We start from the raw sequence: 13,869 nt of genomic DNA on the forward strand, positions 1-13,869 counted from the left end.
ATCCCCGGCGGATTACCGGATGCCGAGGCATGAACGCCGGACACGGGCCACGTGAACGGGCAGTGCGCGAGTCCTCCACAAATCGCGCACCGCCCGTTCCGATATGACGAAGCGTCAGGCCTGGACGGGAACCTCCAGAGCGACCGTCAGCGGACGATCGGCAGCGCTCCGACCTGCCTCGACCGTGTACGTTCCGGGCCTGGTGACCCAGCCGCCGAGGGTCTCGTCCCAGGTTTGCACAGTCCTGACCGACAGCCGCAGCCGTGCGGCGGCCACCTCGTCGGGGCCGGCCTCGACCACCGCGAATCCGGCCAACTGCCGGTCGGGGCGCGAGCGGTCCACGCCGTCCGGCGCCAGGTAGACCTGGACCACCTCGCGGCCGGCCCGCCGCCCGGTGTTGCGCACCCGCACGCACACCTCCGCGAGGGTGTCCTCGGGCCCGCCGAGCCGGACCTCCAGCCCCTCGTAGGCCCACTCGGTGTAGCCCAGGCCGGCGCCGAACCAGTACGCGGGCTGTGCGCCGGACCGCCGCTGCCAGGCCCGGTAGCCGATGAACAGGCCCTCCCGGTAGGCGAGCCGGCCCTCGGTCGGGGCGACCTCCCGGACCGGGCAGTCGGCCTCCTCGGCCGGCCAGGTGGTGGGCAGCCGGCCGCCCGGCTCGGCGGCGCCCAGCAGCACGTCGGCCAGCGCCGCGCCGCCCTGCTGGCCGGGGAACCAGGCCAGCAGCACCGCCGCGACCTGCTCCCGCCACGGCATCAGCACCGGCGCGCCGGCGTTGACCACCACCACGGTGCGCGGGTTGGCGGCCGCGACCCGGGCCACCAGCTCGTCCTGCCGGCCGGGCAGCGCCAGCGAGTCGCGGTCCACGCCCTCGCTCTCCACCTCCTCGGTGGTGCCGACCACGACCACCGCCACCTCGGCGGCGCGGGCGGCGGCCACCGCCTCCTCGATCAGCTCGTCGGGGCCCGGGCCGGGCGCGCCGTGGCCGAGCTGGAAGGAGACCAGACCGAATCCGGCCAGTCCGGTGTTCTCCGGCAGCACGCAGGTCAGCCGGACCTCGCAGGCCCGGTCGGCGGCCAGCTCGACGGTGAAGCGCCGCTCCGGCGGGTTGAGGAAGGCGGCCGCCGGGTCCTCCCCGGACGGCAGCAGCGCCCCCTCGAACAGCACCTCGCCGTCGGCCTCCAGCCGGTACCTGCCGACGCCGCGCACCGAGAGCTCGTGCACCCCGGCCCGCCCGGAGCCGACCTCGGTGGTCAGCCGGACCTGCCGCAGCTCGGCGAAGTCCACGCCGCCGGGCAGCGTCCCCAGCCAGCGCACCGAGCCGTCGGCGGTGGCCGCCGTGCCCAGCGGCTCGCCGTCCGCACCGAGCAGCTCGGCCCGGCCGGGGAAGGCCGCCGGGGGCAGGAAGGTCCGCGGGTCGGCGCCGAGCGCGTGGCGCAGCTCCGTGCCCGCGCCGAGCGCCTCGCGCAGCCCCTCCAGCGGGGAGACCACCCGCTCCGGGAAGACCTGGGCGCTGCCGCCGCCGCCGAACCGCAGCTCGGCCGCGGCCGGGCCGATCAGCGCCACCGAGGCGGGCGCCGGGTCGAGCGGCAGGACGCCGCCCTCGTTGCGCAGCAGCACGAAGGAGCGGGCCGCCAGCTCCCGGGCCAGCGCCTCGCCGTCGACCGGCGGGGGCAGCTCGGCCGGGTCGACCGCGGCGGGGGCGCCGGCGAGCAGGCCGACCCGGGCGGCCAGCCGCAGCACCCGGCGGGCCAGCTCGTCCACCTCGTCCTCCGGCACCAGGCCCTCCCGGACGGCCTTCACCAGGTGCTCGCCGTACACGGTGAGCGGGCCCGGCATGGCGACGTCCAGGCCGCCGAGCGCCGCCCGGACGGTGTCCCGGGCGCCGGTCCAGTCCGAGACCAGCGCGCCGTCGAAGCCCCACTCGCCGCGCAGCACACCGTGGTTGAGCTCCCGGTGCTCGGACATGCTCGGCCCGTTGACGCCGTTGTAGGCGGCCATCAGGCCCCACGGGTGGGCCTTCTTCACGATGGTCTCGAACGGCGCCAGGTACAGCTCGCGCAGCGTCCGGTCGTCGACCCGGACGTCCACCGTGTACCGGTCGGTCTCCGAGTCGTTGGCGACGAAGTGCTTGGGCGTGGTGGCCACCCCGCCGTCCTGCACGCCGGCGACCACGGCCGCGCCGATCTCGCCGCTGAGCACCGGGTCCTCGGAGTAGCACTCGAAGTGCCGGCCGCCGCGCGGACTGCGGTGCAGGTTGACGGTGGGCGCGAGGACGACGTGGGCGCCCTTGCGGCGGGCCTCCTGGGCGAGCAGCCGGCCCGCGCGGCGGACCAGGTCGGTGTCCCAGGTGGCGGCCAGCGCGGTCGGCGAGGGGATCGCCACCGACGGGTCGTCGGGCGTCCACTGCTCGCCGCGCACGCCGGCCGGGCCGTCGGACATCACCAGCCGGCCGAGGCCGATCTCCGGGTTCGCGGGCAGCGACCACATGTCGGCGCCGGCCAGCAGCGCGACCTTGGCGGGCAGGTCCAGGGCCGCCAGCGCGGCCTCCACGGCGGTCTCCCGCCGGGCGTCACGGGTGTCGAGTGCCATGGGTCAGATCCATCCTTCCAGCGAGGCCATGAAGCCGTCGAAGTCGTCGCGGTGCACGGTGTGGCCGGCGCCGGCCACGGTGCGCACCTCGAAGCCGCGGTCGCGCAGCAGCCCCGCGTCGGTGTCGTCGACCAGGAAGCTCCGGTCGGCGAGCTGGACCAGCGAGGGCACGGCGGGCGCCGCGGGCAGCCCGGAGTCCTCGGCGTTGGCCCACAGGCCGAGCGCGGTGTCGGAGTCCCAGGCGGCCAGGGTGGCCAGCTCGACGTCGATGTCCGCCTCCTCCCAGCGCGGGTTCATCGCGGTGATCTGCTCCCGGGTGCCGTTCTTGAACTCCACGAACAGCCGCGGGTCGACGCCCTCGGCCTTGGCGAACTGCCAGGCCGGGTCCGAGTAGACGGCCCGCGCGGGCCGCAGCCGGTCGACCGCGCCCAGCAGCGTCAGGCCGCCCAGCGAGTGGCCGATCGCCAGCTCGGCGCCGGTCGGCAGGGTGTCCACCAGGTCCTGGGCGAACAGCCGGGCGCCGTACTTCTCGCCGGGCTCGGCGCCGTCGCCGCGCGGGCTGGCGCCGTGGCCGCGGAGGTCGACCGCGATCACCCGGTACCCGCGCTCGGCCAGCGCCGGGCCGACCCGCCGCCAGGTGCGGTGGTCGGACATGATGCCGTGCACCAGCAGGGCGAGCCGGTCGCCGGTGCCCCACTCGTGGGTGTGCAACTTCATCGGGACGGAGCCTTTCTGACGGACCTGCGGGCGCAGGCGGTGGGGAGGGAGGGTCGGGGCGGGGTCACCGGACGCCGCGGATCGGCCGCACGGCCAGCGCGCCGAGCACGGCCAGTACCGCGCCGAACAGGAACAGCGGGGTGTAGCCGCCGAGCGAGACCACGGCGGAGGCGACGAACGGGGCGACGATCTGCGGGCCGGCGTTGGCGATGTTCAGCACGCCCATGTCCCGGGCGGCGTCCTCGGCCCTGGGCAGCACCATGGTCACCAGCGCGGTGTCCACCGCCATGAAGCAGCCGAACGCCAGGCCGTTGACCACCGAGAAGGCCAGCATCCCGGCCCAGGTCGGGGAGAACACCGGGATCAGCAGCGACAGCGCGGAGAGCGCCGCCGAGCAGCCGACGAAGAGCTTGCGCCGGTCGAGGCGGTCCGAGAGCACCCCGCCGACCACGGTGGACAGCGCCATCGCGATCGAGGAGACCGGGGTGAGGACGGCGACCGCCTCGGTCGGCTCCAGGCCGTCCGGCAGCGCGATGTGGTCCTGCAGCACGTACAGCTGGTAGCCGACCACCGCGAAGTAGCCCAGCACGAGCAGGGCCCGGCCGATGAACGCCCAGCGGAAGTCGGGCACCTTCAGCACGCCGAGGAAGGCGGCGGCCTGCTCGCGCAGCGGGACGGGGCGCTTCGGGGGCATCCGGCGCTCCCGGGCGCCGGCGGTGAACAGCACCGCCGCGGCCGCGACCAGCAGGCCGAGCACCAGGTAGCCGGTCCGGTAGCGGTCGGACAGCGCGGAGGCGATCAGCACGCCGACGGTCGAGCCGACCGGCAGGCCGAGGCCGACCGCCGCGGAGGCGGCGCCGCGGCGGGCGGCCGGTACCCGGTCGGGGACCACCGAGGTGAGCGCGGCCTGGTAGCAGTTCATCACCGCCTGGCCGAGGCACCAGGCGATCGCCACCAGCAGCACGGTGTTCACCGCGCCGAGCAGCGCCATCGCGCCGACGGCGGCCAGGCCGCCGCCCAGGATCCACGGGTTGCGCCGCCCGGAGCGGTCGGACATCGCTCCGGCGAACGGGTTGAACAGGGTGGCGAAGACCGCCGAGACGCCGCCGACCAGGCCCAGGTTGGCGACCTTGGCGGCGGGGTCGATGTGCTCGATCTGGAGCGGCAGCAGCACGCCGCCGACGCCGATGTAGAGCGCGTACATCGCGGTGTTGCCGGTGAACAGCAGCGGCAGCAGGCCGCGGGTGGGCGTGGGGGCGGGGTCGGGGGTGTCGTCGACGGGTCTGTCGTCGTCGCGGGTGGGGGAAAGGGCCACGGTGCCCTCCAGGTTCAGCCGGGTGGGGCCGGGTGGGTGGAATGGAGGTTACACGTGTAGGCGTTACACGTGTAACCAGATGTCTAGCAGGGCACCCCGAGCCCCGGCCAGAGGCCCGGCGTGAAAAGATTCGAACCGTTATGACCAGCAGCCAACCGCCCACACCCCCGCCGACCAGCGCCGACGTCGCCCGGCTCGCCGGGGTCTCGCGCGCCACCGTGTCGTTCGTCCTCAACAACACGGCCGGCGGCCGGGTCAGCGAGCAGACCCGCCGCCGGGTGCGGGACGCCGCCGACCGGCTCGGCTACGTGCCCAACGCCGCCGCCCGCTCGCTGCGGGCCGGCCGCAGCGGCATCGTCCTGCTGGTCGGCTCCTCCGCACCGATCGGCCCGCTGTTCAGCGCCTTCTACCGCGAGCTCCAGCAGGCCCTGCAGCGCCACGGCTACACCGGCGTGCTGTACGGCCCCGCCCCCACCGGCACCGACGACCCGGCCCGCGGCTGGGCCGAGCTGCGGCCCGCCGCCGTGCTCTGCTTCGAACCGCTGCTCACCCCCGCCGGGGTGGAGCTGCTGCACCGGGCCGGCACCCGGGCGGTCGCCACCGTCGGCGTCCCGGCGGTGCCGGGCGCGCACGCCCTGCTGCTCGACCAGCACCAGGTCGGCGCCACCGCCGGCGCCCACCTGCTGGCCGCCGGCCGCCGCCGGATCGGCGCGGTGATCCCCACCGACCGCGGGCTCGACCTGTTCAGCGGGCCCCGGCTGGCCGGCCTGCGCTCGGCCGTCGAGGCGTCCGGGCTCGACGCCCTGGTCGAGCCGCTCCCGCTCGACTGGACCGAGGAGAGCGGCGCCGCTCTCGCGGCCCGCTGCCGCGCGGCCGGGCTCGACGCGGTGTTCGGCTACAACGACGAGTACGCGATGCTGGCGCTCCGCTCGCTCCAGGACGCGGGCCTGGACGTCCCCGGCGACGTCGCGGTGGTCGGCGCCGACGACCTGATGCTGGCCCGGCTGCTGCGCCCCCGGCTGACCACCGTCCACATGAGCCTGCCGGGCGGCGAGGAGCTCGCCGAGCTGGTCGACCGGCTGATCTCCGACCCGGCCGCCGAGCCGGTCTCCCGCGAGCTGATGACGGTCCGTCTGGTGGTCCGCGACTCCGGCTGAGCACGCGGCGCCGAACACGCCGGAGGCCCGGCGGGTGGTCACCCGCCGGGCCTCCGGGACGTTCCGTCAGAATCCGAGCTTGCGCAGCTGCTTGGGGTCGCGCTGCCAGTCCTTGGCGACCTTGACGTGCAGGTCCAGGTAGACCGGGGTGCCGAGCAGCGCCTCGATGTGCTTGCGGGCGGTGGTGCCGACGTGCTTCAGGCGCGAGCCCTTGGCGCCGATCACGATCGCCTTCTGGCTCTGCCGCTCGATGTAGACGTTGGCGTGGATGTCCAGCAGCGGACGGTCGGCCGGGCGGCCCTCGCGCGGGATCATCTCCTCGACCACCACCGCCAGCGAGTGCGGCAGCTCGTCGCGGACGCCCTCCAGCGCGGCCTCGCGGATCAGCTCGGCGACCATGATCTGCTCGGGCTCGTCGGTCAGGTCGCCGTCCGGGTAGAGCGGCATGCCCTCCGGGAGCAGCTTGGTGATCAGCTCGCCGACCAGCTCGACCTGCTTGTCGCCGACCGCCGAGACCGGGATGATCTCGGCCCACTCGATGCCCAGCTCGGCACCGAGCTGGTGGACGGCGATCAGCTGCTCGGCCAGTCGCTTGGAGTCGACCAGGTCGGTCTTGGTGACGATGGCGACCTTGGGGGTCTTCTTGATCTCGGCGAGCTCCTTGGCGATGAACTTGTCGCCGGGGCCGAGCTTCTGGTCGGCGGGCAGGCAGAAGCCGATCACGTCGACCTCGGCCCAGGTGGAGCGGACCAGGTCGTTGAGCCGCTCGCCGAGGAGCGTGCGGGGCTTGTGCAGGCCGGGGGTGTCCACCAGGACGAGCTGCGCGTCGGGGCGGTGGACGATGCCCCGGACGGTGTGCCGGGTGGTCTGCGGTCGGTCGGAGGTGATCGCGACCTTCGTCCCGACCAGGGCGTTGGTCAGGGTCGACTTGCCCGCGTTGGGACGGCCGACGAAGCACGCGAACCCGGAGCGGTACGGGGAGGAAGGACTACTCATGGGCACCATTCTCCCTGATCACCGACGCCCGGCCGGTCACCCCGTCTTCTTGCCGCCCGTCATCCCGCCGATCAGCACCAGGACCAGCAGCGCGATCGATCCGGCGAGCCACCACGGCGAGCCGGTCTCGTGCCAGCGGCCGAGCCCCATCACGGTCAGCAGCAGCCCGGCGAAGAACGCCAGTACGCCCATGGTCCCCTCCCCCAACGCCACCCTTGCGGTCAGATTATCGCCCTGCCGCAAGGGGGCTCGGGAGGAGTCGCTCAGCGGGCCCCGGTGACCGACCGCACCGTGCCGTCCGGACCGGCCAGCAGCACCGGCGTACCGGCCCCGCCCAGGTCGCGCACGGCCGCCAGGTCGGCGTCGGCCGGGGCGTCGGCCGCGGTCACCACGGCGGCCGCCTCCAGGCCCTTGGCGCCGCTGGCGACGGCCATCGCGACCGCCGTCTGCAGGGCGCTCAGCCGCAGCGACTCCAGCGCCACGGTGCCCGCCACGTACGTGCGGCCGGTCTCGTCGCGCACCGCCGCGCCCTCCTCGACGCCGTTGCGGGCGCGGGCGGATCGCGCCAGCGTGACGATCTTCTTGTCCTCGGGGTCCAGCTCGGAGATCTCGCTCATGGGCAACGAGCATAGGCTCACTCCATCAGCGCGCCCTCACCCACCGGGGCGAACGCCGCCAGCGCCGCGTCGATCCGGGCCAGCGTCGGTGCGTCCAGCGCGAGTTCGGCCGCCGCGAGGTTCTCCGTGATGTGCGCCGGGGTGCGGCTGCCGGGGATCGGCACCACCTGGGCGTCCCGGTGGAGCAGCCAGGCCAGCGCCAGCTGCCCGGGCGTCACGGCCAGCTCGGCGGCGATCGCCCGCACCGGGGCGTAGCGGTCGTTGTTGGTCCGCAGGTTGTCCCCGCTGAAGCGCTCCTGCTGGTGCCGGAAGTCCCCCTCGCCCAGCCCCTCGACGGTGCCGGTGAGGAAGCCGCCGCCGAGCGGGCTCCAGGCGACCACGGCGACGCCCAGCTCCTTCGCCGCCGCCAGCAGCTCCGGGTCGACCGCCTGCCACATCGACCACTGCGCCTGCACCGCCGCGACGGGATGCACGGCGTGCGCCGCCCGCAGCTGCTCGGCGGTGACGTTGGAGACGCCGAGCCGGCGGACCAGCCCGTCCTCGACCAGCTCGGCGACCGCGCCCACGGTGTCCTCGAAGGGCACCTGCGGGTCCGGGAAGTGCGGGTAGTAGAGGTCGATCGCCTCCACCCCGAGCCCGCGCAGCGACTGCTCCGCGTACCCGCGGACGAACTTGGGCTCGCAGTTCACCGCGAGCTCCCCGAAGGCGTAGTTCACCGGGAACCGGTGCGCCTCGGCGCCGTCCGGGATCCGGAACCCGAACTTGGTGGCGACCAGGACGTCGTCCCGGCCGTCCAGCGCCCGCCCGACCAGGCGCTCGTTGTGCCCGTCCGGCCCGTACCCGTCCGCGGTGTCGATCATCACCGCGCCGGCGTCCAGCGCGGCCCGCAGCGCGGCCTCCCCGCGCCGGTCGTCGATCTCCCCGTACATGCCGGGCGACAGCACCATCGCGCCGTACCCGATCCCCGACCGCCCCTCGATCACCATGCCGGTGGTCCCCTTCCGTCCGTAGGCGTACGGGGACCACTCTCACCCGGCGGCGCGCGCCCGGCATGCCGCGGCGCGCGCCGATCACCCCCAGAACATCAGTGCCCGGTCGGATTGGGCGGCCCGGGCCGCATCACCTTGACGAAGGCGGGCGGGCCGGAGGGCAGCGTCTCCGGGCGGGAGTGCCGCTCCTTCCAGTACGGGTTGTCCTTGGGCAGGTGGCTGCTGACTCTGCCGTACATGCCGAAGGTCAGGACCACGAAGCCGAACACGAAGCTGAAGATCACGTTGGAGATGTGGAAGGCGAGCCGGTTGGCGCTGCTGTCGAGCACCATCAGCCCGACGAAACCCGCCAGGATGAACAGCAGGCCCATCACCATGTTGATGTTGGAGGCGATGTTGCCGCCGATCACCGCGCCGAGGATCAGCACGCCGCCGGCGACCAGCGAGAGCACGCTGAGCGCGCCGTTGCTGGAGAGGCCGATGACCTCCTTGCCCTCGGTGTCGATGAAGCCGGGGTGGCTGCCGGTCAGCCCCAGGATGCCGAAGACCACCAGGAAGACGCCGCCGAGGCCGGCGCCGAACCGGTAGACCTGGCCGAGCTTGTGGTCGACCGGGAGTTCGTCCTGCAATTTCATCGCAACCTCCGCTCAGGCCCAGTCCGCCGGAAGGAACGGGGCCTCGTGCAGGTACAGCGAGCCGCACTGCTGGCAGCTCTGCAGGCCGGTGCCCCAGTCCGACTCGGGCCGGGTCTCGGCGTCCGCGACGATCTCCGCGCCGCACATGCCGTGCGAGGGATCGGTGCTCCGGACGACGTGCCACCTGGCCACCCCGCCGGACGGCCCCCCGGGGCCGTACTCCGCGCGCAATTGATGTGCCATGTGTCCATCGTCGTCATCCCGGCGAGCCCGGGGCAAACGCTGCACGAAGGCCCGGCCGTTCCTCCAAGGACAAGGCGGCCCGCGGGGGGATCCCCACGGGCCGCCGGGTCCGAAACGCCGGGACGCCTACTCGTGTTCGGCCTCGACCGGCTCCTCCAGGTCCGCCGGCTCGCGCACCGGCGCCGCGACCACGGTGCCGATCCGGTTGCGGCGGCCGGCCGAGCTCTCGGCGGTCAGCCGGATGGACAGCAGGTCGCTGCCCGCCTCCTCCGGCACCGGGATGGCGCAGGAGGACCCGGGGATCGGCACCCGGCCCAGGTGCTTGGCGAGCAGGCCGCCGACCGTCTCCACGTCCTCGTCGGCCAGCTCGATGCCGAACAGCTCGCCGAGGTCCTCCACCAGCAGCCGGGCGGTGATCCGGTAGGACCCGTCGCCGAGGTCCTCGACCGGGGCGATCTCCCGGTCGTACTCGTCGGTGATCTCACCGACGATCTCCTCCAGGATGTCCTCGATGGTCACCAGGCCGGCCGTGCCGCCGTACTCGTCGATGACGATCGCCACGTGCGAGCGCATCTGCTGCATCTCGCGCAGCAGGTCGGCGGCCGGCTTGGAGTCGGGGACGAACACCGCCGGGCGCATCACCCCGTCGACCTGCTCGGACTCCGACTCCCGGTTGATGTGGGTGCGCCGGACCAGGTCCTTCAGGTACACGATGCCGACCACGTCGTCCTCGTTGTCCCCGACCACCGGGATCCGGGAGAAGCCGGAGCGCAGCGCCAGGGTGAGGGCCTGCCGGACGGTCTTGTGCCGCTCGATCATCACCAGGTCGGTGCGCGGCACCATCACCTCGCGGACGATGGTGTCGCCCAGCTCGAAGACCGAGTGCACCATCCGGCGCTCCTCGTCCTCGATCAGGTCGTCCTGCTCCGCCAGGTCCACCAGGGCCCGCAGCTCCGCCTCGGAGGCGAACGGCCCCTCCTTGTACCCCTTGCCCGGGGTGAGCGCGTTGCCGACCAGGATCAGCAGCTTGGGGATCGGCCCGAGGATCCGGGCCAGCGGCAGCAGCACGTACGAGGCGGTGGTGGCCGTGGTCAGCGGGTGCTGGCGGCCGATGGTGCGCGGCGAGACGCCGACCGCCACGAAGGACACCAGCACCATCACGCCGACCGCGGTCAGCACCGCCTGCCAGGTCTCCTCGAAGCTCCGCACGCAGACCACGGTGACCAGCACCGCCGCCGCCATCTCGCAGGCCACCCGGATCAGGGTGGCCAGGTTGAGGTAGCGGATCGAGTCGGCGGTCAGCGCGAGCAGCCGGTCGGCGCCGCGCCGGCCGGCCCTCGCGGCCTCCTCGGCGCGGAACCGGGAGATCCGGGAGATGCCGGCCTCGGCGCAGGCCGCGAGCCAGCCGAGCACGACCAGCAGGAGAGCTCCGAGGAGGAAGCTCGTACTTTCACCACTCACAGACGGCCGGCCCTCAGTGGGTGGTCGGCGCCGGGGAGATCCCGGACAGTCCGCGACCGGCGCGCCAGTCGTCCAGGATCCGCTTCTGCAGCGCGAACATCTCGCGCTCCTCGTCGGGCTCCTCGTGGTCGTAGCCGAGCACGTGCAGCACGCCGTGGACGGTGAGCAGCTGCAGCTCCTCGTCCATGGAGTGCTTGGACGGGGCGGCCAGGCCCTGCTTCTCGGCGACCTCGGGGCAGAGCACGATGTCGCCGAGCAGCCCCTGCGGCAGGTCTTCGCCCTCCTTGCCGGGACGGAGCTCGTCCATCGGGAAGGACATCACGTCGGTGGGGCCCGGGAGGTCCATCCACTGCACGTGCAGCTCCGCCATGGCGTCGCTGTCGACCAGGATCACGGACAGTTCGGACTGCGGGTGGATCCGCATCTTGTCGAGGGCGTACCGGGCGACGTCGAGGATAGACTCCTCGTCCGCGTCCCAGCCGGACTCGTTGGCGATGTCGATCGACATGGAGGGTGCGTTACTCAGCTTTCGGTGCGATGGGACTGGCGCGGGGCACGGGCGCCCCGGCGCTGGACGGGTTTGCGGTTCGCGGGGGCCTCGTCGGCCTCCTGCTGGGCGTCCCAGCGCTCGTAGGCGTCCACGATCCGGCCGACCAGCTTGTGCCGCACCACGTCGGTGCTGGTGAGCACCGAGAAGTGGATGTCCGGCACGTCGGCGAGGATCTCCTGGACCACCTTCAGGCCGCTGCGGGTGCCGCCCGGCAGGTCGATCTGGCTGGTGTCACCGGTGACCACCACCCGCGAGTTGAAGCCCAGCCGGGTCAGGAACATCTTCATCTGCTCGGGCGAGGTGTTCTGCGCCTCGTCCAGGATGATGAAGGCGTCGTTCAGGGTGCGGCCGCGCATGTACGCGAGCGGGGCGACCTCGATGGTGCCCGCGGCCATCAGCCGGGGGATCGAGTCCGGGTCCATCATGTCGTGCAGCGCGTCGTACAGCGGGCGCAGGTACGGATCGATCTTCTCGTACAGCGTGCCGGGCAGGAAGCCCAGCCGCTCGCCCGCCTCGACCGCCGGACGGGTCAGGATGATCCGGTTGACCTCCTTGGCCTGCAGGGCCTGGACGGCCTTGGCCATCGCCAGGTAGGTCTTGCCGGTACCGGCCGGGCCGAGGCCGAAGACGATCGTGTGCTTGTCGATCGCCTCGACGTAGCGCTGCTGGTTCAGGGTCTTGGGGCGGATGGTGCGGCCCCGGTTCGACAGGATGTTCGCCGTGAAGACCTCGGACGGGGCCGGGTGGGCCGGGTCGTCCTGGGCACTCCTGAGCATGGCGATGGAGCGCTCCACGGCGTCCTCCGTCAGGGGTTGGCCGGTGCGCAGCACCAGCATCATCTCGTTGAAGAGCTGCTCGACGAGCTTGATCTCGGCCCGGGAACCGGTGGCGGTCACCTCGTTGCCGCGGACGTGGATGTCGGCGTCCGGGAAGCCGCTCTCGATCACTCGCAGGAGCGAGTCGGCCGCGCCCAGCAGGGTGACCATCGGGTGCTTCTCCGGGATGACGATCCGGGTGCTGGCCTCCGCGTCGGGGCGCTGCTGTCCGTTGGTTCGGGTCTGCGGTGTGTCACTCATGGGTCGGCGCTGCCGCCTGCCTCATCCCCATCCGTCGTCTCGTGTGGCGCTCCGGGCTCTCCGGGTCACCAGGGTACGCCGCGCAGGTGTTCGCCGGAGCGGCGCAGCGCGTTCGATGGTCCGCCTGATCCGCGGCCGACGCGAATGGTTTTCCGCCCGTTCCGCGCTCGGTCCCGCGCTCGGTCCCGCGGTCAGTTCCGCGGTCAGTTCCGGGCCGGTACCGGGATGCGCGCCAGGTCCTCGGCGACCACGATCTCGCCGTCGAAGTGCTTGCGCGCCTCCGCGAGATGACCCTCCAGGTCCGGGTAGCGCTGCGAGAAATGGGTGAGCACCAGCGTCCGCACGCCCGCCTCGGCCGCCACCCGCGCCGCCTGCGCGGCCGTCAGGTGGCCGTGGTCCTCGGCGAGGTGCGCGTCCGCGTCCAGGAAGGTCGCCTCGATCACCAGCAGGTCGACGCCGGCCGCCAACTCCTGCACGCCCTCGCACAGCCGGGTGTCCATCACGAACGCGAAGCTCTGCCCGGGCTTCGGGGCACTGACCTCGTCGAGGGTCACGGTGCGGCCGTCCAGCTCGACCCGGCCCTCGCGCTGCAGCCGGCCCACCGCCGGGCCGGCGATCCCGGCCGCCCGCAGCAGCGCCGGGTCGAGCCGCCGGCCGTCCGGCTCGACCAGCCGGTAGCCGAACGAGTCCACCGGGTGCGACAGCCGCACCGCCTCCAGCGCGAACGGCGCCCCCGGCGCCTGGAGCGGCCCGGGCTCCGAGATCGGCCGGGGCCGCAGCTCCGCGGTCTCGAAGTACGCCGTGGCGTGCCGCAGCCGGTCGAAGAAGACCTGCCCGGACGCCGGGTAGTAGGCGTCCACCGGGTGCGGGACGCGATCCAGGTTGATCCGCTGGATCACGCCCGCCAGGCCCAGGCAGTGGTCGCCGTGGAAGTGCGTCACGGCGATCCGGGTGATCCCGGTGGCGGACACCCCGGCGTGCAGCATCTGCCGCTGGGTGCCCTCCCCCGGGTCGAACAGCAGGCCCTCGCCGTCCCAGCGCAGCAGGTAGCCGTTGTGGTTCCGGTTCCGGGTCGGCACCTGGCTGGCGGTGCCCAGGACGACGAGTTCACGCTGCGACACGGTGCCTCAGATCATCCGCTCGGTCATCGGCGTGCCGCCGAGGACGTGCACGTGCGCGTGGAAGATCGTCTGCCCCGCGCCCGCGCCCGTGTTGAAGATCAGCCGGTAGTCGGAGATCCCCTCGTCCTCGGCCACCCGGCCCGCCTCCGCCAGCAGCTCACCGGCGATCTCCGGCTCCGCCGCCGCCAGCTCGGCGGCGTTCGGGTAGTGCACGTGCGGGATCACCAGCACGTGCACCGGCGCCTTCGGCGCGATGTCCCGGAACGCCAGCGTGCGCTCGGTCTTGCGCACCACCGTCGCCGGGATCTCCCCCGCCACGATCCTGCAGAACAGGCAGTCGGACTGCGCCTCGCCGGCCATCTCGCTCTCCTCCTGAATGCTTGTCAGTACGCCGCGAAGC

General features: G+C 73.3%; 15 protein-coding genes. 1 reads left to right on the forward strand and 14 read right to left on the reverse strand.

Annotation, left to right across the window (positions count from 1 at the left end; all coding sequences use genetic code 11):
- Positions 1 to 114: 114 nt before the first annotated feature.
- The 3 genes from ACGFX4_RS17570 to ACGFX4_RS17580 form a co-directional block, all read right to left on the reverse strand.
- Positions 115 to 2,592 (reverse strand): beta-glucosidase, encoded by a 2,478-nt coding sequence (locus ACGFX4_RS17570; protein ID WP_393074687.1) that lies wholly within the window; start codon positions 2,590 to 2,592, stop codon positions 115 to 117.
- A 3-nt stretch (positions 2,593 to 2,595) separates the two neighbouring features.
- Complete coding sequence (locus tag ACGFX4_RS17575; RefSeq protein ID WP_393074690.1) at positions 2,596 to 3,309, reverse strand: alpha/beta fold hydrolase; 714 nt, start codon at positions 3,307 to 3,309, stop codon at positions 2,596 to 2,598.
- 64 nt (positions 3,310 to 3,373) lie between these two features.
- A complete protein-coding gene (locus tag ACGFX4_RS17580; RefSeq protein ID WP_393074693.1) occupies positions 3,374 to 4,624 on the reverse strand; it encodes an MFS transporter in 1,251 nt (416 codons plus the stop codon).
- Between the two features lie 140 nt (positions 4,625 to 4,764).
- Between ACGFX4_RS17580 and ACGFX4_RS17585 the strand changes: the two genes are divergently transcribed.
- A complete protein-coding gene (locus tag ACGFX4_RS17585) occupies positions 4,765 to 5,781 on the forward strand; it encodes a LacI family DNA-binding transcriptional regulator (protein ID WP_393074696.1) in 1,017 nt (338 codons plus the stop codon).
- Between the two features lie 66 nt (positions 5,782 to 5,847).
- Here the strand turns inward: ACGFX4_RS17585 and era are convergent, their stop codons facing one another.
- The 11 genes from era to ACGFX4_RS17640 form a co-directional block, all read right to left on the reverse strand.
- Complete coding sequence (gene era / locus ACGFX4_RS17590) at positions 5,848 to 6,777, reverse strand: GTPase Era (RefSeq protein WP_345696981.1); 930 nt, start codon at positions 6,775 to 6,777, stop codon at positions 5,848 to 5,850.
- 36 nt (positions 6,778 to 6,813) lie between these two features.
- Positions 6,814 to 6,969: a hypothetical protein gene (locus ACGFX4_RS17595; RefSeq protein WP_393074698.1), complete on the reverse strand. Its 156-nt coding sequence runs from the start codon at positions 6,967 to 6,969 to the stop codon at positions 6,814 to 6,816.
- Between the two features lie 71 nt (positions 6,970 to 7,040).
- Positions 7,041 to 7,394 carry a cytidine deaminase gene (locus tag ACGFX4_RS17600; RefSeq protein ID WP_393074701.1) on the reverse strand — a complete coding sequence of 118 codons (354 nt, stop codon included), beginning with the start codon at positions 7,392 to 7,394 and terminating at the stop codon, positions 7,041 to 7,043.
- A 17-nt stretch (positions 7,395 to 7,411) separates the two neighbouring features.
- A complete protein-coding gene (locus ACGFX4_RS17605; protein WP_393074703.1) occupies positions 7,412 to 8,380 on the reverse strand; it encodes an aldo/keto reductase in 969 nt (322 codons plus the stop codon).
- Positions 8,381 to 8,478: 98 nt separating this feature from the next.
- On the reverse strand, positions 8,479 to 9,018 hold the full coding sequence (locus ACGFX4_RS17610; RefSeq protein ID WP_393074706.1) for a DUF4383 domain-containing protein: 540 nt from the start codon (positions 9,016 to 9,018) through the stop codon (positions 8,479 to 8,481).
- Positions 9,019 to 9,030: 12 nt separating this feature from the next.
- Positions 9,031 to 9,261: a hypothetical protein gene (locus ACGFX4_RS17615; RefSeq protein WP_393074709.1), complete on the reverse strand. Its 231-nt coding sequence runs from the start codon at positions 9,259 to 9,261 to the stop codon at positions 9,031 to 9,033.
- Positions 9,262 to 9,387: 126 nt separating this feature from the next.
- On the reverse strand, positions 9,388 to 10,722 hold the full coding sequence (locus ACGFX4_RS17620) for a hemolysin family protein (RefSeq protein WP_393074711.1): 1,335 nt from the start codon (positions 10,720 to 10,722) through the stop codon (positions 9,388 to 9,390).
- Between the two features lie 13 nt (positions 10,723 to 10,735).
- On the reverse strand, positions 10,736 to 11,230 hold the full coding sequence (gene ybeY, locus ACGFX4_RS17625) for an rRNA maturation RNase YbeY (protein ID WP_345696988.1): 495 nt from the start codon (positions 11,228 to 11,230) through the stop codon (positions 10,736 to 10,738).
- Between the two features lie 14 nt (positions 11,231 to 11,244).
- Positions 11,245 to 12,348: a PhoH family protein gene (locus tag ACGFX4_RS17630; RefSeq protein ID WP_393074714.1), complete on the reverse strand. Its 1,104-nt coding sequence runs from the start codon at positions 12,346 to 12,348 to the stop codon at positions 11,245 to 11,247.
- 203 nt (positions 12,349 to 12,551) lie between these two features.
- Complete coding sequence (locus tag ACGFX4_RS17635; protein WP_393074717.1) at positions 12,552 to 13,469, reverse strand: ribonuclease Z; 918 nt, start codon at positions 13,467 to 13,469, stop codon at positions 12,552 to 12,554.
- A gap of 6 nt (positions 13,470 to 13,475) precedes the next feature.
- The gene (locus ACGFX4_RS17640) at positions 13,476 to 13,829 is read right to left on the reverse strand and encodes a histidine triad nucleotide-binding protein (protein ID WP_393074720.1); all 354 of its coding nucleotides are present in this window, start codon (positions 13,827 to 13,829) and stop codon (positions 13,476 to 13,478) included.
- Positions 13,830 to 13,869: the final 40 nt, after the last annotated feature.

The sequence above is a fragment of the Kitasatospora sp. NPDC048365 genome (assembly GCF_043200835.1).
GTDB classification, from domain to species: Bacteria; Actinomycetota; Actinomycetes; order Streptomycetales; family Streptomycetaceae; genus Kitasatospora; species Kitasatospora terrestris.